The sequence below is a fragment of the Kitasatospora sp. NPDC002227 genome (genome assembly GCF_040296285.1).
In the GTDB taxonomy this organism is placed as follows: Bacteria; Actinomycetota; Actinomycetes; order Streptomycetales; family Streptomycetaceae; genus Kitasatospora.
This window is the reverse complement of the sequence record NZ_JBEOWY010000023.1, coordinates 41,260-64,481: the sequence shown is the minus strand read 5'-3', so window position 1 is coordinate 64,481 and position 23,222 is coordinate 41,260. Positions and strand designations below refer to the sequence as shown.

The following is a 23,222-nucleotide window of genomic DNA, read 5'->3' as shown; positions in this document are numbered from 1 at the left end:
CGGAGGGGACCGTACCGGCGGCGGGTGCTGCTAGTGCACGCCCAGCCAGGACTTGATCGGCGTGAGGGCGAAATAGACCACGAAGACCGCGGTCAGGATCCACATCAGCGGGCCGGGCTCGCGCCACTTGCCGGTACCGGCCTTGATGACGGTGTAGGAGATGACACCGGCCGCCACGCCCGCCGTGATGCTGTAGGTGAAGGGCATCAGGACGCAGGTGAGGAAGGCCGGGATGGCCACCTCGCGGTCGGACCAGTCGATGTGCCGGGCCTGGCTCATCATCATCGAGCCGATGACGACCAGGGCGGCGGAGGCGACCTGCACGGGGACGACCGCCGCGACCGGCGAGAAGAAGAGCATCAGGGCGAACACGCCACCGGTGACGGTGGAGGCGAGACCGGTGCGGGCGCCGTCACCGACGCCGGTGGCGGACTCTACGAAGACGGTCTGCCCGGAGGCACCCGACAGGCCGCCGATGGCGCCACCGGCACCGTCGATGAACAGCGCCTTGGACAGGCCGGGCATCCGGCCCTGCTTGTCCGCCAGGCCCGCCTCGGTGCCGACGCCGATGATGGTGGCCATCGCGTCGAAGAAGCCGGCCAGCACCAGGGTGAAGACGGCCACCGAGGCGCTGATCGCGCCCAAGCCCTTGCCGCCGAAGGCGCCGAAGAGGTCGACGTGGCCGAAGAGGCCGAAGTCGGGGGCCGAGACCGGGCTGCCGGGCCAGTTCGGCGCGGAGCCGCCCCAGTCCTTGGCGGTCAGGCCGGCCGCCTTGTTGACGATCAGCGCGACGACGGTGCCGGCCGCGATGCCGATCAGGATCGCGCCGCGGACGTTCCGGGCGAGCAGCACGAAGATCGTCAGCAGGGTGAGCGCGAAGATCAGGACGGGCCAGCCGGCCAGCTCCCCGAAGGGGCCGAGCGAGAGCGGGGTCGGGCCGCCGGTGTGCACGAAGCCGGCCTTGTAGAAGCCGATGATCGCGACGAACAGGCCGATGCCGATGGTGATCGCGTGCTTGAGCGGCAGCGGGATGCCGTTCATGATCTTCTCGCGCAGACCGGAGACGACCAGCAGCACGATCAGCAGACCGTAGATCACGCACAGACCCATGGCCTGGGACCAGGTGGTGTGCGGGACGACCAGCGCCGATATCGCGCCGGAGACGGAGAGCCCGGCGGCGACGGCCAGCGGTACGTTGCCGACCACGCCCATCAGGATCGTGGTCACGGCGGCGGCCAGGGCGGTCGCGGTGGTCAGCTCGGCGTGGCCGAGCTTGTGGCCGGTGACGTCCGCCCCGCTCAGGATGATCGGGTTGAGCAGGACGATGTAGGCCATCGCCATGAAGGTGGTCAGGCCGCCTCGGATCTCGTTGCCGAAGGTCGAGCCCCGGGCTGAGATCTTGAAGTAGGCGTCCAGAGCGTTCTTCGGCGCGGCGGCCTGAGCCGACGTGGGGGCGTCGGTCTCGGCCGGTGGCTCTTCGGTGGTGCCGGGCTCCGTGGAGGTCCGGGTCATGTCCACTCCCAAGGTTCAAAGGGGGTTGGGGTGGGCGAGTCGACCTGATCTGCCGTCAGGGGAGCAGGCACAGGGGGACTGAATCGACTCACTTGTGCACTCGATGCGTGCGGGCGGTGCGGGTGGTGCGCACCGCTGCGTGGCCCCGGCGTGGGAGAGGCAGCGGGTGTGTGGTGCACATGATGATCTTCTTCGGTGCTGCCCCGGGGCGGCGGGGGAAGACGTGGACCGCCGCCCCGGGGAAGTTCGTTACAGCGTCCCGGTCAGGTGCTCAGGACGGACCGGGATGCGGTTGAGCGCGATCCCGGTCGCCTGGCGGATGGCCGCGACGATGGAGGGGGTGGCGGAGACGGTGGGCGCCTCGCCGACGCCGCGCAGTCCGTACGGGGCGTTGGGGTCGGGCAGCTCCAGGACGTCCACCGGGATCGGCGGGGTGTCCAGGATGGTGGGGATCAGGTAGTCGGTGAAGGAGGCGTTGCGCACCTTCCCGTCCTTGACGATGATCTCCTCCATCACCGCGAGGCCCAGCGCCTGGGTGCAGCCACCCTGGATCTGGCCCACCACGGAGAGCGGGTTCAGCGCCTTGCCGACATCCTGGGCGGCGGTCAGCTCGACCACCTTCACCAGGCCGAGCTCCACGTCCACGTCGACCACCGCGCGGTTGGCGCAGAAGGTGTACTGGACGTGGCCGAAGCCCTGCCCGGTCTCCTTGTCGAAGGGGACGGTCGGGCGGTGGTGGTGCTCGCGGGTCAGGTCGATGGCCTCGTCACCGAGCAGGTCGACCAGCGGGATGAGGACGCCGGCCGATTCGGAGACGACCTTGCCGCCGACCAGCGAGAGGTCGTGCTGGGTCCAGCCGTAGCGCTTGCGGCCCTTGTCGATCACGGCCTGCTTGACCGCCTCGGCCGCGAGCTTGACGGCGCCGCCGGTCATGTAGGTCTGGCGCGAGGCGGAGGTGGAGCCCGCCGAGCCGACCTCGGTGTTGGCCGGGTGGATGGTGACCTGCTCGACGCCGAGCTCGGTGCGGGCGATCTGGGCGTGCACGGTGACGCCGCCCTGGCCGACCTCGGCCATCGCGGTGTGCACCATGGCGACCGGCTCGCCGCCGATGACCTCGAGGCGGACCCGGGCGGTGGAGTAGTCGTCGAAGCCCTCGGAGAAGCCGACGTTCTTGATGCCGACCGAGTACCCGATGCCGCGGACGATGCCCTCGCCGTGCGAGGTGTTCGACAGCGCGCCGGGCAGGGCGCGGACGTCGAGGTTGGTCAGGTCCAGCGGCGGGGGCAGCGGCATGTCCTTGACCCGCTGGAGCAGCTCGGCCACCGGAGCCGGGGAGTCGATCTGCTGGCCGGTGGGCATGAAGTCGCCCTCCGACATCGCGTTCAGCTGACGCAGCTCGACCGGGTCCATGCCGAGCTTCTCGGCCAGCTTGTCCATCTGCGACTCGTAGCCGAAGGCCGCCTGCACCGCGCCGAAGCCGCGCATCGCGCCGCAGCTCGGGTTGTTGGAGTAGAGCGCGATGGCGTGCATCCTGACGTTCGGGATGACGTACGGGCCGTGGCCCAGCGAGGCCGCGTTGCCGACCACGGCCGGGGAGGCCGAGGCGTACGCGCCGCCGTCCAGCACGATCCGGCAGTCCGCGAAGACCAGCTTGCCGTCGGCGGTGGCGCCGTGCTCGTAGTGCATCTTGGCCGGGTGGCGGTGCACGTGGCCGAAGAAGGACTCGTCGCGGGAGTAGACGATCTTGACCGGCTTGCCGGTGTGCAGGGCGAGGAGCGAGGCGTGGATCTGCATCGACAGGTCCTCGCGGCCGCCGAAGGCGCCGCCGACACCCGCGAGGGTCAGGCGGACCTTCTCCTCGGGCAGGCCGAGCACGGGGGCCATCTGCTGGCGGTCCACGTGCAGCCACTGGGTGGCGATGTAGAGGTCGATGCCGCCGTCCTCGGCGGGTACGGCCAGGCCGGACTCGGGGCCGAGGAAGGCCTGGTCCTGCATGCCGACCTCGTACTCGCCGGAGACGATGACGTCCGCGAGCGCGCGGACCTCGTCGGTGACGCCCAGGCCCGAGACGAGCCGCTGCTCGTGGCAGATGTTGTCGTAGCCGTGCGACTTGAACTCGTGGGGCTCGTGCACGTACCCGTGGGTCTTCGGGTCCAGGCACTGCTCCTCGGTGACGATCGGGGTGAGCACCTTGTACTCGACCTTGATCTTCTTCACCGCGCGGCGGGCCGTCTCCGGGTGGTCGGCCGCGACGAGCGCGATGGCCTCACCGTGGTAGCGCACCTTGTCGATGGCCAGGGCCGGCTGGTCCTGGATCTCCAGGCCGTAGAACTTCGAGCCCGGGATGTCGTTGTGGGTGAGCACCGCGTAGACGCCGGGCACCTTGAGGGCGTCCGAGATGTCCACGCTGACGATGTTGGCCCGGGGGTGCGGCGAGCGCAGCGCCATGCCCCAGAGCATGTCCTCGTGCCACATGTCCGAGGAGTAGGCGAACTCGCCCTTGACCTTGAGGTTGCCGTCCGGGCGCAGCGGGGAGCCGCCGATGCCGTCCGGGGAGGACTGCTTGATGTCCTGCAGGTTCTTCTGACCCTGGATGGTGCGGGTGCTCATGCCTGGGGCCCCATTTCGCACTTGCGGGCGGAGGCGAGCCGCACCGCGTCCATGATCTTCTCGTAGCCGGTGCAGCGGCAGAGGTTGCCGCTGAGCGCCTCACGGATGTCGTTGTCGCTCGGCTGGGCGTCCTTCTCCAGGAGCGCGTCGGTCTGCACCAGCAGGCCGGGGGTGCAGAAACCGCACTGCACGGCGCCCGCGTCGATGAAGGCCTGCTGGACGAGGCCGAGCTCGCCGTTCTCGTCGGAGAGGCCCTCGACGGTGCGCACCTCGCGGTCCTGCACCTGGCCGGCCGCGACCAGGCAGGAACAGACCGGGGTGCCGTCCAGGTAGACGGTGCAGGAGCCGCACTCGCCCTGCTCGCAGGCGTTCTTGGAGCCCGGCAGGCCGACCCGCTCGCGCAGCACGTAAAGGAGGCTCTCGCCCTCCCAGACGTCGTCCGCCTCGACGGGCTTGCCGTTGGCGGTGAAAGTGACCCTCATGCCGCGCTCCTGATCTGCTTGCTGTAGTCGTTCCAACACCAGGTGAGGGTGCGCCGGGCCATCACGGCCAGCGAGTGCCGGCGGTAGTCGGCGGTGCCCCGGACGTCGTCGATCGGGGAGGCGGCGGCCTTCACCAGCTCGCCGAACTTCTGGATCACCTCGGCGCCGAGCAGGTCGCCGGACTCCCACAGGCCGCGCTCGGCGAGCACGCCCTGCAGGTACTCCTCGGCCTCCACGGCGCGGCGCGGGGTGGGCGCGGCCGAGCCGATGCCGGTGCCGACGGTGCCGTTCTTGGGGTGCAGCGCGAAGCCGAAGGCGCAGACCGCGATGACCATCGCGTTCCGAGTGCCGATCTTGGAGAACTGCTGCGGGCCGTCCGCGACCGGGATGTGCACCGCGCGGATCAGTTCGTCCTGCTCCAGCGAGTTGCGCTTCACACCGACGTAGAACTCGTCGATCGGGATCATCCGGGTGCCCCGGACGGAGGCGGCCTCGACGAAGACGTCCCGGCCGGCCGCGAGCAGCGCGGGGTGGGCGTCACCGGCGGGCGAGGCGCCACCGAGGTTGCCGCCGACGCCGCCGCGGTTGCGGATCTGCGGCGAGCCGACGGTGTGCGAGGCCAGCGCCAGGCCCGGCAGCGGCTCGGACAGCTCGTTGATGATCCGGGTGTACGGCACGGATGCGCCGAGGCGGACCACCGCACCGTTGTTGGACCATTCGGTGAGCTCGGTGATGCGGTTCAGGTCGAGAATCGCGGATGGCCTGTGCACGTCGAAGTTCATCTCGACCATGACGTCCGTACCGCCCGAGATGGGCAGCGCGGTCGGGTACTCAGCCTTCGCCGCGAGTGCCTCGTCCCACGTAGCGGGCCGAAGGAACTCCATGCGGGTGTCTCCTCAAGTCGTCGCCAATGCCGGACAGAGTTGGGCACTGCGCCCGGGTACTCGGTGTATCGGACTTGTGTGTCGCGTCGTTGCCTCCGCGTCGCGTCCTGGTCACCGGGTTGTGTCCGGCGGCGTGTGGCCAGTGAACCGCTGTGACCGGGCCCACTGGCAGTCACCGATGGCATGAGCCCCGACTCCACCCTCGCCCGGCATCCTGTACGTTCCTCTAAGCGGGACAATTGCCCTGTACAGGCATGTCCGCACCGCCACTTACGACCGTAATCCGGCCGTGATTCCAAGGCTATGGGCCCGTGACCCGGGAGCCGGTTGATACGTAACACCCACCGCGCGTTCTCGTGCACACTGTGAGCCCCCCACCCATTTCGAAGGAGTCCCGGATGCGTGTCCGTGACCTGCTCGCCCCCGGCGCGCCGCGGCTGCGGCTGCTGGCGGCCGAGGACGAGCTCGACCGGCAGGTCAGCGGCGTGATGACCACGGACCTGCACGACCCCGGCCGGTACCTGCACGGGGGAGAGCTGGTGCTCACCGGGATGCTCTGGCGCACCGCGCCGGAGGACTCGGAGCGGTTCGTGCGTACCATCGTGGCCGGTGGCGCGGTGGCGCTGGCGGCGGGCGAGGCCGAGGTCGGCCCGGTGCCGGAGGACTTGGTGGAGGCCTGCCGCCGCCACCGGATGCCGCTGCTCGCGGTGCCCGACGACATCGCCTTCGGCTCGGTGGTCGAGTACATCGGCCGCCAGGTCTCGGCCGACCGGGCGGCGGACCTCGCCGCGCTGGTCGACCGGCACCGGGTGCTGGTCTCCGCCGCGGGGGGCGGCGGGCTCGACGCGGTGCTCGACCTGCTCGGCGGCGACCTCGACCTGGACTGCTGGGTGCTCGCGCCCACCGGCCGGGTGGTGGCCGGGCCCGCCGACCACCTGAGCCGCGAGGACCGCGACCAGCTGGTCCGGGCCCACCTGGCCGCCCAGCGCCAGCGCCGCCGCCCGCCGCACCGGGCCCGGCTGGCCTCCGGCGCGTACTCGCTGCTGCCCGCCTCCGGCACGCCCGAGGCGGACTCACCGCTCGCGGACTGGGTGCTCGCGGTGGCCGGCGACGTCACCGAGTGGACGCCCAAGCGCCAGCAGCTGGCCGAGAACCTGGCCCGGCTGGTCGCCGCCGAGCGTACCCGCCGGGACGAAGGCCGCCGGCTGCGCCGCCGGATCGCCGACGAGGTGCTCGCCCTGCTGCAGCGCGACGCCGACCCGGCCGAGCTGACCAGGGCGCTCAACGCCTCCACCGCGATGGCCGCCCGCTACGAGCACATCGAGCCCCCGGAGGCCGAGGCCGAGCGCAGCTGGCTGGTGGCCAGCTGCGAGGGCACCGGACTGCCCGAGGGCGTGGTGCGGGCCGTCCTGGAGGAGGCGCTCACCGACGCCACCGACCGCGCCCTGGTGGCCGGGACGGGCACCGGGGCCGTGGTGGTCTGCCCGGCACCGGGCGGCGCGGTGCCGGCCGACGCGCTGCGCGAGCTGCTCGCGCCGCTGGAGGCCGGGCTCGGCTCCGAGGGCCGGATCACCGTCGGTGTGTCGGCCCCCGCCCAGGAGGCGGGCGGCCTGCGCGGCGCCCTGGAGGAGGCCCGGCACGCCCGCCGGATCGCCGCCGCCCGGGTCGGCCGGGTCTGCGTGGCGGGCCCGGAGGAGCTGGCCAGCCACGTGCTGCTGCTGGCCGCCGTGCCGGACGAGGTGCGGCGGGCCTTCCGCAGCCGGCTCCTGGACAAGGTGATCGGCTACGACATCGAGCACCAGGCGGACCTGGTCCGCACCCTGGAGGCCTTCCTGCGCTCCGACGGGTCCTGGACCCGCTGCGCCGCCCAGCTGCACGTGCACGTCAACACACTCCGTTACCGGATCGGCCGGATCGAGGAGCTGACCGGCCGTGACCTCTCGCGGCTGGAGGACCGGGTGGACTTCTACCTGGCCCTCGAGCTGGCCTGAGGCCCGTCGGCCCCGGGGCGCCGCCCCGGGGCCGAGGGTCACTGCTTCGGCACGGTGTTCACGTAGTCGGTGCCGGTGGCGTAGAAGCCGTCCACCGTCTTCTGGACGTCCGCCGGTGACACGGCCTCACCGGCCTTGTAGTAGAACCAGTTGACCTTCATGTCCCAGGTGCGCGCGGCGCCGGTGAAGGGGAGGTCGATGAACCAGTCGCTGAAGTGGACGTCCATGTTCTCGCGCGGCACGTACTTGCCGGAGCTGGTGAACAGCTCCTTGCCGTCCATGGTGTAGGTGGCCTTGCCGTTCACGGCGGTGACCATCATGGTGTGCCAGCCCTTGAGGTGCTGCTTGAGCGGGTGGGTGACCCGGTCCGGCGGGTCGGACTTGAACCAGCTCGTGGTGTCGAGCTGCGGGCCCACCGAGCCCCAGCCGCCGTTCGCCATGTACTCGTAGTCGAGTTCGCTGTAGTTCGCCGAGCTGTCGTCGGGCGAGATGGCCGAGAAGGACTGGACGATGTGGTCGCCGCCCTTGCCGCTCGTCGGCTCGTCGCCGAGGTAGATCCGCGCGGCGAAGGTCCCGTTGAAGAAGGCCGTACCGGTGCTCGACACCTCGGTCTGCTTCGTGCCCGGCTTGGTGCCGTCGGTGGTGGCCCGCAACTGCAGGATCCGGCCGCCCTGGGCGGTGGAGTCGGCGGGGAAGGTGGCGCCGGCGGGGGACCAGGTGTCCTTGATGCCCGGGGCGCCCCCCTCGGTGCGGACGTGCCAGCCGTGGGCGGTGAGCTGCGGGTCGTCGGCGCCGCTGTAGTGGAAGCTGTCGAACACCGTGCCGGGCGGCCCGGTCGGCGTCGGCGAGGCGGCGGTGGGGGCGGTGTCGTGCCCGGGTGCGGCGGTGTCGGACTTCCCGCCGGAGGCGGGACCGGCGGAGCACGCGGCGAGCAGGCACGCGAGGGCCGGAAGCGCGAGCACGGTCCACGCGCGGCGGCGAGAGGTGCGGCGGGGCTGGCTCACTCGGGCTCCTAGGCTGATCAGATCAGAAGGGGGTCATCCTAACCAGGCGTGCAAGTGTGGCTGTGCGGTGTGTGCTTGGGGTCATTGGTGGCCCGCCTGTGAGCTTGCCCGGAACGGTGTCTCGATCCGGTTACGACACCCGTACAGAACGTTTCAAATTCGGACAACAGGCCTAATTTGCCGCAGGTCGGTGCACTAGTGTTCCCGCTACTACGCGATTGCTGTCCACGTACCGGCACGGAAAGGCCTCGCCAGGTGCGCCACGTCATGACTCTCACCGATCCCGGATCGGTGCACCCGGCACAGCCTGACATGTATGGGTCGGATACCGAGGAGCCTGCCCCCGCACCGGTTTTCGTCGACCAGTCGGGTGTGCGCGGGCGAATGCTGCGAGGGCTCGGCTGGCCGGTCTCGCTGGTCGGCGCCGTCCTGGCGGCCGCCATGGCGGGCAGCCTGATCGGCGGGCAGTCGGAGGCGCCGGCAATGTCCATACCGCCGCAGCCCTCGCTGTCCCCGTCACCCTCGCCGTCCCCCACCCCGTCGCCGTCTCCGTCGCCCACCCCGCCGGCGTCGTCGAGCCCGGCCACCCGCCCCGCGACGACCCGTGGGAAGACCCCGGCCGCCACGTCGAAGCCCGTGGCCAACACGCCGCGCAAGGCGACCTCCTCGGGTCAGCCGACCAAGCACGCCTGATCGTCCGCACCACCCAGTTCCAGGAGCGCCATTTGTCCCGCCACCAGCGCCGCCGGCAGTCCCTGCGCAGGTCGCGCAGACTGGCCGCGCCGCCGTTGCGCTTCGTGATGCCGGTGGCCCTGCTGGCCTGCCTGCTGGCACTCCTCGTCCTGCGCGGACTCGCCACCAACGAGGTGTTCCATGACACCCGGATCGCGATCTCGGTCGACAAGGACACCGTCCCCCAGAGCCTGCTCAAGGGCGGCCCGATCATCGACGCGCGCGGCAGCAACAACGCGAACCCGGTGAGCTACCGCATCCCGGACCGCACCGTGGTGCTGAGCTTCGACGACGGCCCCTCGCCGCAGTGGACGCCGAAGATCCTGGACGTGCTCAAGGCCCACGGGATCCGGGCGGACTTCTTCGTGACCGGCTCGATGACCACCCGCAACCCGGAGCTGATCCGGCAGATCGTCGCGGGCGGCAACGAGATCGGCGTGCACACCTTCACCCACCCGGACCTGGTGTTCCAGTCCCATGCCCGGATCGCCTGGGAGCTGGCGCAGACGCAGGTGGCGCTGGCCGGGGTCGCGGGCGTCCACAGCGCACTGTTCCGCCCGCCGTACTCGTCCGACGCCTCCGCGATGGACGACTGGAACTACCCGGTGATCAAGTACGTGGGCGCGCACGGCTATCTCACCGCGTTCATCGACGCCGACACCGACGACTGGAAGCGCCCCGGCGTCGACGCGATCGTCAAGGCGGCGATGCCTCCCGTACCCGGTGCGGGCCGGCTGATCCTGCTGCACGACGCGGGCGGCGACCGCGCCGAGACCGTCGCCGCGCTCGAGCAGATCATCGTCAAACTGCAGGGCGAGGGCTACCACTTCGCCACCATCTCCGAGGCGCTCGGCGCGCCCAGCGCCATGGTGCCGGTGCACGGGTACCAGCTCTGGGCGGGCAAGGGCTTCATCTGGGCCACCAAGGCCGCCGTGCTCGGCCTGCCGGTGCTGGTCGGGCTGCTGGCCGTGGTCGGCTTCCTCAACTTCGGCCGCTTCGCGCTGATGCTGGTGCTGGCTCCGATCCACGCCCGCCGGGCCAAGCGGCGGGACGCCTGGGGGCCGCCGGTCACGGCGCCGGTCACGGTGCTGGTGCCGGCCTACAACGAGTTCGAGTGCATCGCCAACACCCTCAACTCCCTGGCCGCCAGTGACTACCCGATCGAAGTGATCGTCATCGACGACGGCTCGACGGACGGCACCTCGGAGATCGTCGAGGAGATGGACCTGCCGTTCGTCCGGCTGATCCGCCAGGCCAACGGCGGCAAGTCCACCGCGCTCAACACCGGGATCGCGGCCGCCTCCTACGACATCATCGTGATGATGGACGGCGACACCGTCTTCGAACCGTCCACCGTGCGCGAGCTCGTCCAGCCCTTCGCCGACCCGGCGATCGGCGCGGTCGCGGGCAACGCCAAGGTCGGCAACCGGGACAGCCTGATCGGTGCCTGGCAGCACATCGAGTACGTCCTCGGTCACAACCTCGACCGCCGGATGTACGACATGCTCAACGTCATCGTGACCATCCCCGGCGCGGTCGGTGCCTTCCGCCGCGAGGCGCTGGAGCAGGTCGGCGGGATGAGCGACGACACGCTGGCCGAGGACACCGACGTCACCATGGCGGTGCTGTGCCAGGGCTGGCGGATCGTCTACGCCGAGCGCGCCCGCGCCTGGACCGAGGCCCCGGCCAGCCTTCCGCAGCTGTGGTCCCAGCGGTACCGCTGGAGCTACGGCTCCATGCAGGCGATGTGGAAGCACCGCCGCGCCGTGACTGCCGGCGGCCCGGCCGCGCGCTTCGGGCGGCTCGGGCTCCCGTTCGTCGTGCTGTTCGGGGTGGTCGCCCCGCTGCTGGCACCGCTGGTCGACCTGTTCCTGCTGTACGGCGTGCTGTTCGGGGACACCCAGGCCACGCTCTACAGCTGGGGCGGCTTCGTCCTGCTCCAGATGGTGCTGGCCGGGTACGCCTTCCACCTGGACAAGGAGAAGCCCTGGCACCTGATCACCCTGCCGGTCCAGCAGCTGGTCTACCGGCAGCTGATGTACCTCGTCCTGCTGCAGTCCTCGATCACGGCGATGACCGGCGGCCGGCTGCGCTGGCAGAAGCTCCGGCGCACCGGCGAGGTCGCCGTACCGGTGGAGGCGTGACGGTGTCGGACACCCTTCAGCTGCGGATCGTCACCCTCGCTGAGCCGGAGGCGCCGCCGGCGCCCCGCAGGGGCGGCCGCGACCGCTACCTCGACCTGCTGCGCGCCCTGGCGCTGGTCCGCGTGGTGCTGTTCCACATGTTCGGGTGGGCCTGGCTGCCGATCGTCTTCCCCTCGATGGGTGTGATGTTCGCGCTGGCCGGCTCGCTGATGGCCCGCTCGCTGTCCCGCCCGGCCTTCTCGGTCATCAGGGGCCGACTGCGCCGCCTGCTGCCGCCGATGTGGCTGCTCGGCGCGATCGTCATCCCCGGGATGGTCCTGCAGGGGTGGCGGCCGGGGGCGGGCAACAACGCCGTGGACTGGTGGGTCAACCTCTTCTACTGGATCCTGCCGATCAGCGACCCCCCGTACGCCGAGCAACTTCACCACGTCCCGGGACTCCTGGACGCCTACTGGGGCGAGCACGCGGCCGGCCCGCTCTGGTACCTGCGCGCCTACCTGTGGTTCGTGCTGCTCTCCCCGCTGCTGCTCCGCGCGGTGCGCAGGATGCCCTGGCTGACCATGACGGCTCCGATCCTCCTCTGCGTCGCGCTGGACAACGAGCTGATCCCGGCGCCGGACCGGATCTGGTCCGTCATCAGCGGCATCAGCACCTACGGCGCGTGCTGGATCCTCGGAATGGCCTTCAACGAGGGCCTGCTGAAGCGGGTGCCGGGCTACGTCCTCCCGTCGATCATGCCGTTCTTCATGGGGGCGGCGTTGTGGTGGGGCGCCACCCACACCGACCGCGGCGAGAGCCTCAACATGAACAGCACCACGCTCTCCGAGGCCGTCTGGTCGTTCGGCTTCGTCGTGCTGCTGCTGCACGCCAGCCCGTCGTGGGAGGAGTGGCCGCCCCGGCTGCAGCGCTGGAACGGGCTGATCACTCTGCTCAACTCCCGAGCCGTCTCCGTCTACCTGTGGCACAACCTCGCGGTGACGACGGCGATCGAGTTGACCGGCCTGCTCTGGTACAACGACTTCCTGGTCAAGCACGCGTCATGGCTGCTGAACAGCAACTGGCCGGCCTTCGCGCTCGTCATTCCGCTGATCGCCCTCTGCATCGCGGTCTTCGGCTGGGTCGAGGACCTGGCGGCCAAGCGCTCGCCGCGGCTCTTCCCGTACCCGCGCCGTCAGCGGGGCAGGCGCCGAGCCGCCTGACCGACACGCCACCTCCCCATGAAATTTGCCCAGTTGTTTAGGCAAACCGCCAGCGGGGCTCAGCCGGCTTCGCTAGATTCATCGGATTAGACCACTGGTCGGGAGCGGCCTTCTGCCCACGGGCCGGGGCCGTTCCCAGGTGAATCCGGCACGGCGGCGGAGCCCAACTCGGTGAACACACTGCACCACGTTCAGACGCAGGTCTCGTCGCAGGGGACCGCCGCGCACCAGGGTGGGCGGCGCCGGGCGCCGCGCAACCCGCCGCCCACGGCACACCGCAGCGGACTGCTCCCGGCACCACCCGACGACCGCGAGAAGTACTCCTACGTCAAGCGCCACAGCTGGGTGCTGACGCTCTCCTCGCTCCTCGGCTTCGCCTTCGTCCTCTACAGCCAGGTCGACACCGCCCGGCACAGCCTCTGGATCTGGGTCTTCTCCCCGGTCCTGGTGCTGTCCGTCCTCGGGTTCCTGATAGGCCTGCGCCTGGAGGCCTTCACCCCGAGCTTCGACCTCAAGGCCCACCGCCGCCTGGTCCGCACCTGGAACCCCGGGCAGCACCACCCCAGCGTGGACGTCTTCCTGCCGGTGTGCGGCGAGCCCGTCGAGGTGCTGCACAACACCTGGCAGTACGTCCGCCTGATGGCCGGCCACTACGCTGGCGAGGCCACCCCGATCGTCCTGGACGACGGCGACAGCCCCGAGGTGGCCGCGATGGCCGCCGACTTCGGCTTCCGCTACCTGGTGCGCCCCAACCGGGGCTGGTTCAAGAAGGCCGGGAACCTGCGGCACGGCTTCGACAACTCCGACGGCGAGGTCGTCCTGATCCTCGACGCCGACTTCGCCCCCCGGCACGACCTGCTCGACGAACTGCTCCCGTACCTGGACGACGACGAGCGCACCGCGATCGTGCAGTCACCCCAGTACTTCCGGGTGCTCGACCAGCAGAACTGGATCGAGCGCGGCGCCGGGGCCGTCCAGGAGCTGTTCTACCGCTCCGTCCAGGTCTCGCGGCAGCGCAGTGACGGCTCGATCTGCGTCGGCTCCTGCGCGGTCTACCGCCGCGCGGCGCTGGCCGAGATCGGCGGCACCAGCCTGATCGAGCACTCCGAGGACATGCACACCGGCTTCGACCTGCGGGCCCGCGGCTGGGACCTGCGGTACGTGCCGCTCGCGCTCTCCACCGGGGTCTGCCCCGACACCATCGGCGCCTACTACAACCAGCAGTACCGCTGGTGCATGGCCTCGATGAGCATGCTCGGCAGCATGAAGGACTTCTGGCGGGTGCCGATGCGCTTCGCCAGCCGGCTCTGCTACATGTCCGGCTTCGTCTACTACGTCGAGACGGCGCTGCTCACCTTCACCGGCCCGCTGATCGCGCTCGCCCTGCTGCTGTTCTTCCCCGACCAGCTGCAGGCCACCAACATGTGGTTCGTGCTGCCCAGCGTGCTGTACCTGACCGTGGTCTACCCCCTCTGGCACCGCAACCCCTACCGGCTCGAGGCCTGGGCGACCAGGGTCATGTACGGCTGGGCGCACACCTTCGCGATCTGGGACCTGCTGCGGCGGCGCCCGATGGGCTGGCAGCCGACCGGTGCCTCGGGGGCCAAGAACAACAAGACCCGCCGGTTCTGGATCGGCATGTGGGCCTGGAGCACGCCGACCGCCGTGCTGTGGATCGCCGCCGCCGTCTGGCGGATGTCGACCATGGTCCCGGAGAACTTCGCCCTGATGCTCGGCTCCGGCGTCTTCTACGCCGTGGCCGTCGCCCGGGTGCTCGTCCAGCCGCGAACGGAGAGCGCAGAGTGAGTGTCGGACGTCGTTCCTTGCTGCTGGGCGCGATCGCGTTCGGGGCCGCCGCCTGCGCGCCCAGCGCCACCGCGCCGATCGGCGCGGGCGGGCAGGGCGCGGCGCCCGCCGGGCAGGCCGTCCCCGGTGGCTCCGCCTCGCCGGCGGCGCCCCGGGTGCCGTACAACATCACGCCGATGCTCAGCCCGAAGAAGAAGTTCCTCGGCGCGACCTTCGAGGGCGTGCCGGTCTCGCTGGCCCCCGTGGACGCCTGGGCCTCGCTGGTCGGCAAGGCACCCAACCTGCTCGTCTACTACCTCGGCTGGGGCGACGAGTTCCAGACCGACCAGACCAGGGCGGTCTGGGCGAAGGGCATGGTCCCGTACATCGCCTGGGAGCCGTTCAAGAAGACGCTCACCGAGATCGCGGCGGGCGGGGAGGACGACTACATCGTCCGCACCGCGCAGGCGATCCGGGACCTCAACGTGCCCGTGGCGATCAGCTTCGGCCACGAGATGAACGGCGGCTGGTACCCCTGGGGCACCAAGACCAGCACCGCCGAGGCCTTCGTGAAGGCCTGGCGGCACGTGCACGACAAGTTCCAGGACGAAGGCGTCTCCAACGTCATCTGGGTCTGGAGCCCGAACGTGATCAACCCCGTGCCGAACGTGCGGCTCGCCCCCTACTACCCCGGGGACGGCTACGTCGACTGGCTCGGCGTGGTCGGGTACTACGCCAGGACCGGCCCGCACACCTTCAGCACGCTCTTCGAGCCCACGCTCAAGGAGATCCGGGCCTTCTCGGCCAAGCCCGTGCTGCTCGCCGAGACCGCCTCCGAACCCACCTCCCGCAAGCCCGCCGACATCGCCGACCTGTTCGCCGGCGTCCTCGCGGACCCGGGCATCCTCGGCTTCGTCTGGTTCGACCTCAAGAAGGAGGCCGACTGGCGGGTCGACAGCGGCCCGGACTCGCTGGCCGCCTTCCGGCGCGCGGCCGCCGACCCCCGTATCGGCTTCGACGTGGAGCACCCGTGAGCACCGACCCGGACCGCCGCGCCCCGTCCACCGGGGGCGACGGTGCCGCCGCCGACTCGTGGTTCGCCCCCCGCAAGCGCACGGCGCAGCCGGCCACTGCTCCCACTGCGCCGGACGAGCCCGCCCAGGGCCTCCGCCCGGGGCCGGTCCGGCCCTCGGCAGAACACCCGGCCGCAGGCGCCGCCGGCCCGGCCGCTCCGGCCGTGCCCCGTCCCGGCCGTCCGGCCGGAGGCGAGCACCCGGCGGCCCCGGCCCGTGGCTCCCGCTACGGCTTCGATCCGGCTGCCTCTGGTCCCGAGGCCGGTGACCGGGTGACTTCCGGCTTCAGTGCGGAGGCCGGCCCGGCCGCTCCGGCCGTGCCCCGTCCCGGCCGTCCGGCCGGAGGCGAGCACCCGGCGGCCCCGGCCCCCGGCTCCGGTGGGTCCGCCTTCGGTTTCGAGCCGGCTGCCGTCGGTCCCGGGGGTTTCGGCTTCGGTGCTCCTGCCCACGGCTTCGGGGGCAGGCCGTCTGGCGCCGCCACGGCGCCCGCAGCGGTAGCTGACGGCCGGGCTTCGGCCGCGTCCGCCTCGCCGCACGCCGCGGCCGGGCCCGACCAGGACACCACCGTGCTGCGGCGGGTCGAACTGCCCGTCACCGAGCCGAGCGCCGCTGCGGCGGCGACCGCCGGGCGGGCGGCAGCTCCGGCGACGGGGTCGGTCTCGGCGGCGGCCGTGCCCGCGCCCGCCGGGGCGATCCCGTTGCAGCGGGAGGCCACCGACGCCCCGGACGACGACGACAGTATCTGGGCGCCCGACCAGACCATGCAGCTGCGGGTACTGCCCCAGCCGGAGGCGGAGGCGGACCCGGGGTTCGCCTTCGCCGAGCCCGTCCGGCCGGGCTGGACCCTGCCGCCGGTACCGGACGTGGCCTGGTCGGCGGCGGCCAGCCGCCGCCGCACCTGGATCAGCCGGGGCATGCTGCTCGCCCTGCTGATCGTGCAGGCCGTGCTGAGCCTGCGGCTGACCAACTCCGCCTTCGAGGACGAGGCGCTCTACCTCTACGCCGGGCACGCCGAGATCGCCCAGCTCTTCCACGGCGCCCCAGACTACGGCGGCTTCGCGAGCTACTTCTCCGGCGCGCCCACCCTCTACCCGGTGCTGGCCGCCGCCGTGGACTCGGTCTTCGGCCTGGCCGGGGCCCGCGCGCTGAGCCTGCTCTTCATGCTCGGCGCCAACGCCCTGCTCTACTCCTTCACCCGCCGCCTGTTCAACGAGCGGGCCGGCCTGTGCGCCTCGGTGCTCTTCGCCTTCGCCCAGTCCACCCTCTTCCTCGGCAATTTCGCGACCTACGACGCGATGGCGGTCTTCCTGCTCGCCCTGGCCACCTGGATCGTGGTCCGCACCGGCCACGGCCACTGGTCCCTGCCGCTGGCCGCCGCCCCCGTCGCGGCGCTGGCCGTCGGCGTCAAGTACGCCTCGGCGCTGTACCTGCCGACCATCGCGCTGCTGCTGCTCCTGGTCGCGTACCAGCGCCACGGCGTGCTGCGGGCCGTGCTGCGCTCGGCACTGTTCACCGCGGGCGTCGGCGGACTGCTGGCGGCCGCCGTACTGAGCACCGACTACCTGGCCGCCATCAGCAGCACCACCACCGCCCGCGCCCACGGCGACACCCCGACCCTGGCGATGATCCAGGACAGCGCCCGCTGGGGCGGCCTGCTGTTCGCCGTCGCCTGCATCGGCACCGCCCTGTACGGCCGCCGGGCCCGCCTGAGCGAAGTCCCCGGCTGGCGCCAGGCCGTCCCCGGCGCCCGCTGGCGGACCGCCCTCGGCCTGCTGCTCACCGGCACCGCCCTGCTCGCCCCGGCCTACCAGATCCACCTGCAGACCAGCACCTCGCTGCACAAGCACATCGGCTTCGGCCTGCTCTTCGCCGCCCCGCTGGCGGGCGTCGGGGTCACCCGGCTGATGGGAGCGCACTTCAAGTTCCCGCAGTTCGCGATCGCCATCAGCGTCCTCGCGCTCACCATGGGCATGTCCCAGTCCGCCAAGAACTACGGCATCTGGCCCGACACCAAGTACCTGATCCAGGACCTCTCCTACAAGGTCCAGCCCGGCCAGCGCTGGCTCGGCGAGCCCCACGAGGGCCCGGTCTACTACCTCTCCGGCATGGGCCGCACCAGCTACCCCCAGTGGACCTCGGTCTACTACATCGACTACACCGGCCGCCCCGGCCAGCACCTCTCCGGCATCCCCGGCTACCGTGCCGCCCTCCAGGACGGCTGGTTCGACGGCGTCGTCCTCGACTGGTCCGACGGCGCGGGCGAAGTCCCCCGGGCCATCCGCGACGAACTCCGCAAGGGCGGCAAGTACCGCCTCTCCTCGGCGTTGCCGTACCAGACCTCGGCGGGCAAGGGCCACTTCGAGGTCTGGCTCAAGCAGCAGCACTGACGCGGGCGGCGCGCCGGATAGGCGATCATGGTTCGTGTGACGACAGACGGTGGGGAAACGGCGGGGCTGTACAAGGCCTGGCGCGGCGGGCTGGCATTGAACCGGGCAGCGCCGGCGGCGGTGCTGCTGCGGCTGGTGGAGGCCGGGGAGCACATACCGTTCGGGCTGGGCGATCGGGAGCTGGACGAGCAGGAGCTCCGGGAGTGGGTGGTCCATCCCGCCTGGGAGGTGCGCCGGGAGCTGGCCATGTGCTGGACCCTCAGTGCCGAGGCGCGGGCCCCGCTCTTCCTCGACCCGGTGGCGCGGCACCGCTTCGCCTTCACCACTCTCGCGGCCGACTTCTCGACGCCGCTGACCGACGAGACCTTCCGGCTGCTGGCTGAGGACCCGGCCGAGCGGGTGCGCGCGGCGGTGGCCGCCCATCGCGACCTTCCGGTCCGCGACTTGGTCCGGCTCGCCGTGGACCCGGACCCGGAGGTCCGGCGCGGGGTCGTCCGGCGCGCCTGGCCGCACCTGGCGGCCGAGACCCGGACGGCGCTGCTCGCCGACCCCGACGAGAAGGTACGGGAGGGTGCGGTGCTGGCCCACCACACCACCGTGCCGGTCACGGCTGCGGACCTTGCCGCGATAGCGGACGAGGACCTGCGCCGGAAGGTGGTCGAGGAGTGCCGGCTGGCCAGGGAGCTGGCGGAGGCGCTGGTGCGGGACGCCGACCGGCACGTCCGGCGGGCCCTGGCGGCCAACACCGGGCTCGACCTGGATCTCGCCCTCCTGCTCGGGGCGGACCAGGAGAACTCGGTCCGCTGGGCGGTCTCCGTCCGTGCTGACCTGACCGAGGAGCAGCGGGCCCGGATCGAGGCGGAGGACGTCCCCGGCCGCACGTGGTCCGACCCGCTGCCGTGGGTCCGCGCCCTGCACGACGACCCGGAGGCGATGCGTCGCTGCGCGGCCTCCGCCCACGTGGAGCTGCGCCGCAGTGTGGCATGGGCGCGGACCCTGCCGCAGGACGTGGCCGACCGGCTGGCGGCGGACGAGCACCAGGCCGTCCGGGAGGTGCTGGTCGAGCGCTGCGACCAGGCGCCGGGCGAGCTGCTGTTCGAGCGGTGGCGCAGCGGCGGCACGCGCTCGACCGCCCAGCTGCTCTACCGCTCCAACTTCCCCCGGGAGTACGGTCTGCGGCACCTGGACCACCCGGACCCGAAGCTGCGTCAGCTGGCGGCGATGGACCCCGCGGCCGACGCCGAGCAGCTCGAACGGCTGAGCCGCGACTCCGATCCCCGAGTCCGGGAGCAGGTCCTGCGCGGCCGCCGGCTGGATCTCGCCTCGGTGATCCGGCTGATCGACGACCCGGACGTCTCGGTCCGGTCGGCCGCAGTGCTCGACCCCCGGCTGCCCGAGCCCCTGCTGGACACCCTGCTGCAGGCCCCGGCGACGGCCTGGTCGGCGGCCATGAACCCGTCGCTGCCCGAGGCGGCGATGCACCGGCTCCTGAACACCATCGGACGGGACGCATGAGGATGTTCGAGTGGGACCGCACCGACCGGCCGGAGGTCTCGGCCGAACTGTACCGGGCGTGGTGCGACGGCCTGGCGTGGAACCGGGCCGCCCCGGGGGGCGGTGCTGCGACGGCTCCTGGACACCACCGGGCCGGTGCCCCTCGGTCTGCTGTGCCGGGAGCCGGACCAGGAACTGCTCGGCGCGTGGGCCGCCCACCCGCAGTGGCAGGTCCGCCGGCTCCTGGCGGACCACCCGGTGCTCGCGGCCGAGCAGCGGGCTCCGCTCTTCCAGGAGCCCGAGGCGAGACACCGCTGGTACCTCACCGTGTTGGCGGCGGAGAGGGATTCGCCGCTCACGGCCGATACCTTCCGCCTCCTGGCCGGTGACCCGAGCCCGCAGGTACGTAAGTGGGTAGCCCTCCACCGCGGCCTGCCGGTGGAGCTCCTGTGCGCACTGGCCGTGGACGGGGAGCCGGAGGTCCGGCGGGCGGCCCTGCCGCGTGCGTGGCCGAAGCTGGGCGCAGAGGCGCGGGCGGCACTGCTCGCCGATCCCGACGAGCAGTGCCGGGCGGAAGCACTGCTGCGGCACCACATGACCGTGCCGATGCCGCAGACCGCGTACGGCTGGCTCCCGGCGGGGTGGCAGCGCGAAAGGGCTGCCGGAAACTGCTGGCCCTGGGCGACCCGGACTCCACCGCCGAGCTGGTCGAACTCCTCAGCCGGGACACCGACTCGGGTGTGCGTCTGCGCGCACTGCGCGACCCACGCCTGGGCGAGGCCTCCGTCGTCCGGCTGGTCGACGACCCTGACCGCTTCGTCCGAGGTGTCGCCGCCGCCGACCCGCGCCTGCCCGCCTCCGTGCTGGCCGCCCAGCTGCACGACCCGGCGACGGCGGAGGCGGCGGCCAAGAACCCGACGCTCCCGGCGGCCGTGATGCACCGGCTCCTGGACAACGCGCCGGAGTGAGTCAGGCCAGGGCGGCCAACTGGCGCCGCACGGTGACGGCTTCGGGGGCGCCGAGCCGTTCGAAGATCTGCAGGGCGGCGCCCCAGTGGTGCGCGGCGCGGACGGGGTCGCCCAGGGTGGACCAGGTCAGGCCGATGTTGCGCTCGACCAGGCCCTCGCCGTGGGCGTTTCCCAACTCCCGCCGCATGGCGAGCGATCGGCCGTAGAGGTCGAGCGCCTCCGCGAACCTGCCGTTCTCCCGAGCGACTTCGCCGAGGAGGTCCAGGCTGAAGGCTTCGCCGTAGCGGTCCCCGATCGCCCGGTGGATCGCGAGTGCCTGCTGCTGGCACTCGGCTGCCTCGCCGAACCAGCCGAGCCGGCAGAGGGTTTCGCCGAGGTTGGAGAGTGCGATGCCCTCGGCATAGCGGTCACCCAGCCGGTGGGCCACCGCTGCGGCGAGGGAGTGCAGCTCGACCGCCTGCGCCTGGTCGCCGCTGTTGTGCAGGGCGGTGCCGATGGTGGTCAAGGTGAGCGCCTCGGCCCGGCCGTCGCCGGTTCGGCGGCGGATCTCCAGCGCCTCCCGGAGACGTCGGAGCGCCAACTCGGGGCGAGCCGTCGCGGTGTACAGGGCGCCGAGGTTGTTCAGCGTCCAAGCGGTGCCCAGGTCGTCGCCGACCGCCCGGGCGGCGCGTAGGGCGGTCTCGTGGGTGGTCTCCCAGTCCGCCCAGAGGTCACGACGGTTGTACAGCTGGCAGCCGACGACGGCGAGCTTCCAGCACAGTTCGTGGTGCTCCGTCTGCTCGGCCGCGGTGACGGCGGCCCGGAGGTGGTGCCGCTCGGCCTCCAGCCAGTCGAGTGCGGCGCTGTAGTCGGGGAGGGCCGGCAGCGGGCCGTGGTGGCACGGCGGTGGGAGGGCGACCCGCTGGCGCTGCGGGGCGAGCAGGTCCGTGGCGGCGTCCCAGCTGCGCAAGGTCCAGTCGAGCAGCCGGGTCAGTGCCTCCCGCCGCTCCTCGGCCGGCTCCTCGGCGGCGGCCCGTTCCGCGGCGTACGCCCGGATCAGGTCGTGCGGGCGGTACCGGCCCGGGGTGACGGACTGCAGGAGGTGCTGGTGGGACAGCGCCGCGAGCGAGCGCTCGGCGGTCTGCCGGGAGCGGCCGAGCAGGGCGGCGACCGCGTCGATGCTGAGGTCAGGCCCGTCCCAGAGGCCGATGAGGCGCAGCAACCGGGCGTCTTCGGCGGAGAGTTGGGTGTAGCTGACGTCGCAGGTGGTGCGTACGGCCCGGTCGTCGAGGCAGAGTTCGTCCAGCAACCGGTCACGGTCGGCGAGCCGTGCCGCCAGGGTCGCGACCGTCCAGGTCGGCTCGGTGGCGAGCCGGGCGGCGGCGATCCGGACGGCCAGCGGAAGGCCGGCGCAGGCCTTCAGCACCTGCTCCGTCGCGGACGGCTCGGCGGCCGTGGCCGCGGCGCCCGCGAATCGCTCGAACAGGGCGCGTGCGTCCGGTGGTTCGAGCAGGTCCAGGTCGATCCGGTCGGCGCCGTCGAGCCCGGCCAGCCGGTTGCGGCTGGTGACGACCACGGCGCAGCCCGCCGTCCCGGGCAGCAGCGGAAGGATCTGCCCGGCACTCGCGGCGTCGTCCAGGAGGAGCAGCACCCGCCGGTCGGCGAGCAGGCTGCGGTACGCGGCGGCGCGGGCTTCCTCGCCGGCCGGTACCGCCGCGGGGGCCAGGCCGAGGTCGACCAGGAACCGGGCGAGCAGGTCGGTCGGCGCCGTCGGACCGGTGCTCGCGCCCCGGAGGTCGGCGTACAGCTGTCCGTCGGGGTAGCGGTCCCGGACGGCGTGGCCGAGGTGCACGGCCAGACTCGTCTTGCCGACCCCGCCCGTGCCGGTCACGGCGGCGAGCACCGGTACACCGGGCGGGGTGCTGCCCGGCGAGCAGCGGGCGGCCAGGGCGGCCAGCTGCCCGGCCCGGCCGGTGAAGTCGGGCAGATCGCGAGGCAGTTGGGCCGGCCGCGGCCGTTCGCCGGTCAGCTGCTCAGGGGCCGGCGGGCCGGCGCCGCGCAGCCGCTTCCAGGCGTCGGCCCAGGCCGCCGCCTGCGGCCCCGTCGCACCGAGCGCCGTCAGGACGGCCAGACAGCTGTCCAGGCGGGGCAGCCGGCTCCGGCGGGTGTCGAAGATCGCGGCGAGGGTGCTGCGCGGAATCCCGGTCGCCCGGGTGAGGTCCCGTAAGGACGGGTTGCCCGCCTCGACCCTGAGGAGTCGTAACCCACGGAGGAATTCGGGTGGGTTGTGGATCTCCGACGGGTCCGCCAGGGCATGGCAGGACTGTTCGGTGTGCGTCAACGCGATCGCCCCCGTGACCGTCAACACGACGCTGGGCACGATACTCCGCCCCCGGGCCGATGGACAGAGTCGCGCCGGCCCGGCCCGGCCCGTCCGAAGCCGTCCGGGTCCGTCCGGGACAGGGCGGAGCACCTGGAACCGGCCCGGGCCCCGGTGGCAGCATCGCCTCCGCCGGGCCCCGAGCAGCGGGGCCGGAACGTACGGGGAGAGACCATGAAGAAGATCAGCCGCATGGCGAAGGCGGGCGCCGCGCTCGCCCTCGCGGCCGGTGCGCTGCTGCCGCTGGCCGTGACCGGGACCGCCTCCGCCGACCCCAACCCGAACAACCACGGCTCGTCGCCGCAGTGGATCCGGCTGAGCACCAGCAGCCACGCGCGGGTCTTCGGCGACCCGACCCAGAACTACCCCTCCGGCACCGTCCTGTCGAACGGCGACTACGTCTGGGCGGACTGCTGGGTGGCCGGTGACTACGTCGGCACCGCCGGCAACGTCTGGTACCACACCACGTACGTGTACCAGTACGGCACGGTCACCGGCGTCGGGTCGTCCTGGACCTTCGCCCCGTACGTGGACGCCGCGGCGGCGTTCCACAACGTGCCCGGCGTCCCCCACTGCTGACAGCCGTGGCACCACAGCG

General features: G+C 72.0%; 16 protein-coding genes. 10 read left to right on the top strand and 6 right to left on the bottom strand.

The genetic code is table 11. The features are described 5' to 3' along the window. Positions 1 to 30: 30 nt before the first annotated feature. The 4 genes from ABT095_RS21220 to ABT095_RS21205 all read right to left on the bottom strand — a co-directional run bounded on the left by ABT095_RS21220 (position 31) and on the right by ABT095_RS21205 (position 5,488). Positions 31 to 1,512 (bottom strand): NCS2 family permease, encoded by a 1,482-nt coding sequence (locus ABT095_RS21220; RefSeq protein ID WP_350531006.1) that lies wholly within the window; start codon positions 1,510 to 1,512, stop codon positions 31 to 33. Positions 1,513 to 1,761: 249 nt separating this feature from the next. Continuing rightward, positions 1,762 to 4,122, bottom strand: a complete 2,361-nt coding sequence (pucD, locus tag ABT095_RS21215; protein WP_350531005.1) for a xanthine dehydrogenase subunit D — start codon at positions 4,120 to 4,122, stop codon at positions 1,762 to 1,764. Then, on the bottom strand, positions 4,119 to 4,604 hold the full coding sequence (locus ABT095_RS21210; RefSeq protein ID WP_350531004.1) for a (2Fe-2S)-binding protein: 486 nt from the start codon (positions 4,602 to 4,604) through the stop codon (positions 4,119 to 4,121). The genes pucD and ABT095_RS21210 overlap by 4 nt, the downstream gene beginning before the upstream one ends. Continuing rightward, positions 4,601 to 5,488, bottom strand: a complete 888-nt coding sequence (locus ABT095_RS21205) for an FAD binding domain-containing protein (RefSeq protein WP_350531003.1) — start codon at positions 5,486 to 5,488, stop codon at positions 4,601 to 4,603. Before ABT095_RS21205 ends, ABT095_RS21210 begins: the two co-directional genes overlap by 4 nt. 398 nt (positions 5,489 to 5,886) lie before the next feature. On the opposite strand from ABT095_RS21205, the gene ABT095_RS21200 reads away from it, so the two are divergent. Beyond that, positions 5,887 to 7,479 (top strand): PucR family transcriptional regulator, encoded by a 1,593-nt coding sequence (locus tag ABT095_RS21200; RefSeq protein WP_350531002.1) that lies wholly within the window; start codon positions 5,887 to 5,889, stop codon positions 7,477 to 7,479. A 38-nt stretch (positions 7,480 to 7,517) separates the two neighbouring features. Here the strand turns inward: ABT095_RS21200 and ABT095_RS21195 are convergent, their stop codons facing one another. Continuing rightward, positions 7,518 to 8,483 carry a LamG domain-containing protein gene (locus tag ABT095_RS21195; protein WP_350531001.1) on the bottom strand — a complete coding sequence of 322 codons (966 nt, stop codon included), beginning with the start codon at positions 8,481 to 8,483 and terminating at the stop codon, positions 7,518 to 7,520. A 267-nt stretch (positions 8,484 to 8,750) separates the two neighbouring features. On the opposite strand from ABT095_RS21195, the gene ABT095_RS21190 reads away from it, so the two are divergent. The 8 genes from ABT095_RS21190 to ABT095_RS21155 all read left to right on the top strand — a co-directional run bounded on the left by ABT095_RS21190 (position 8,751) and on the right by ABT095_RS21155 (position 20,265). Continuing rightward, on the top strand, positions 8,751 to 9,176 hold the full coding sequence (locus ABT095_RS21190; protein WP_350531000.1) for a hypothetical protein: 426 nt from the start codon (positions 8,751 to 8,753) through the stop codon (positions 9,174 to 9,176). Positions 9,177 to 9,208: 32 nt separating this feature from the next. Further along, positions 9,209 to 11,359 (top strand): bifunctional polysaccharide deacetylase/glycosyltransferase family 2 protein, encoded by a 2,151-nt coding sequence (locus tag ABT095_RS21185; protein ID WP_502884946.1) that lies wholly within the window; start codon positions 9,209 to 9,211, stop codon positions 11,357 to 11,359. A 2-nt stretch (positions 11,360 to 11,361) separates the two neighbouring features. Continuing rightward, positions 11,362 to 12,558 (top strand): acyltransferase family protein, encoded by a 1,197-nt coding sequence (locus ABT095_RS21180; RefSeq protein WP_350530999.1) that lies wholly within the window; start codon positions 11,362 to 11,364, stop codon positions 12,556 to 12,558. A 171-nt stretch (positions 12,559 to 12,729) separates the two neighbouring features. Continuing rightward, positions 12,730 to 14,364, top strand: a complete 1,635-nt coding sequence (locus tag ABT095_RS21175; protein WP_502884945.1) for a glycosyltransferase family 2 protein — start codon at positions 12,730 to 12,732, stop codon at positions 14,362 to 14,364. Further along, positions 14,361 to 15,377 carry a glycoside hydrolase family 26 protein gene (locus tag ABT095_RS21170; RefSeq protein ID WP_350530998.1) on the top strand — a complete coding sequence of 339 codons (1,017 nt, stop codon included), beginning with the start codon at positions 14,361 to 14,363 and terminating at the stop codon, positions 15,375 to 15,377. Before ABT095_RS21175 ends, ABT095_RS21170 begins: the two co-directional genes overlap by 4 nt. Beyond that, on the top strand, positions 15,374 to 17,803 hold the full coding sequence (locus tag ABT095_RS21165) for a glycosyltransferase family 39 protein (protein WP_350530997.1): 2,430 nt from the start codon (positions 15,374 to 15,376) through the stop codon (positions 17,801 to 17,803). The genes ABT095_RS21170 and ABT095_RS21165 overlap by 4 nt, the downstream gene beginning before the upstream one ends. A gap of 36 nt (positions 17,804 to 17,839) precedes the next feature. Next, positions 17,840 to 19,318, top strand: coding sequence for a PE-PGRS family protein (locus ABT095_RS21160; protein ID WP_350530996.1), 1,479 nt, complete (start codon positions 17,840 to 17,842; stop codon positions 19,316 to 19,318). Positions 19,319 to 19,938: 620 nt separating this feature from the next. Then, positions 19,939 to 20,265, top strand: coding sequence for a hypothetical protein (locus ABT095_RS21155; RefSeq protein ID WP_350530995.1), 327 nt, complete (start codon positions 19,939 to 19,941; stop codon positions 20,263 to 20,265). 1 nt (position 20,266) lies between these two features. Here ABT095_RS21155 and ABT095_RS21150 read toward each other — a convergent pair whose 3' ends face one another. Next, on the bottom strand, positions 20,267 to 22,624 hold the full coding sequence (locus ABT095_RS21150) for an ATP-binding protein (RefSeq protein ID WP_350530994.1): 2,358 nt from the start codon (positions 22,622 to 22,624) through the stop codon (positions 20,267 to 20,269). A gap of 174 nt (positions 22,625 to 22,798) precedes the next feature. On the opposite strand from ABT095_RS21150, the gene ABT095_RS21145 reads away from it, so the two are divergent. Beyond that, complete coding sequence (locus ABT095_RS21145) at positions 22,799 to 23,203, top strand: hypothetical protein (RefSeq protein ID WP_350530993.1); 405 nt, start codon at positions 22,799 to 22,801, stop codon at positions 23,201 to 23,203. The last annotated feature ends 19 nt before the right edge of the window (positions 23,204 to 23,222 follow it).

Coding starts and splice junctions, on each gene's coding strand:
- ABT095_RS21205 (WP_350531003.1), bottom strand. CDS start 5,488: ATGGAGTTCCTTCGGCCCGCTACGTGGGACGAGGCACTCGCGGCGAAG.
- ABT095_RS21220 (WP_350531006.1), bottom strand. CDS start 1,512: ATGACCCGGACCTCCACGGAGCCCGGCACCACCGAAGAGCCACCGGCC.
- ABT095_RS21145 (WP_350530993.1), top strand. CDS start 22,799: ATGAAGAAGATCAGCCGCATGGCGAAGGCGGGCGCCGCGCTCGCCCTC.
- ABT095_RS21210 (WP_350531004.1), bottom strand. CDS start 4,604: ATGAGGGTCACTTTCACCGCCAACGGCAAGCCCGTCGAGGCGGACGAC.
- ABT095_RS21190 (WP_350531000.1), top strand. CDS start 8,751: ATGACTCTCACCGATCCCGGATCGGTGCACCCGGCACAGCCTGACATG.
- ABT095_RS21200 (WP_350531002.1), top strand. CDS start 5,887: ATGCGTGTCCGTGACCTGCTCGCCCCCGGCGCGCCGCGGCTGCGGCTG.
- pucD (WP_350531005.1), bottom strand. CDS start 4,122: ATGAGCACCCGCACCATCCAGGGTCAGAAGAACCTGCAGGACATCAAG.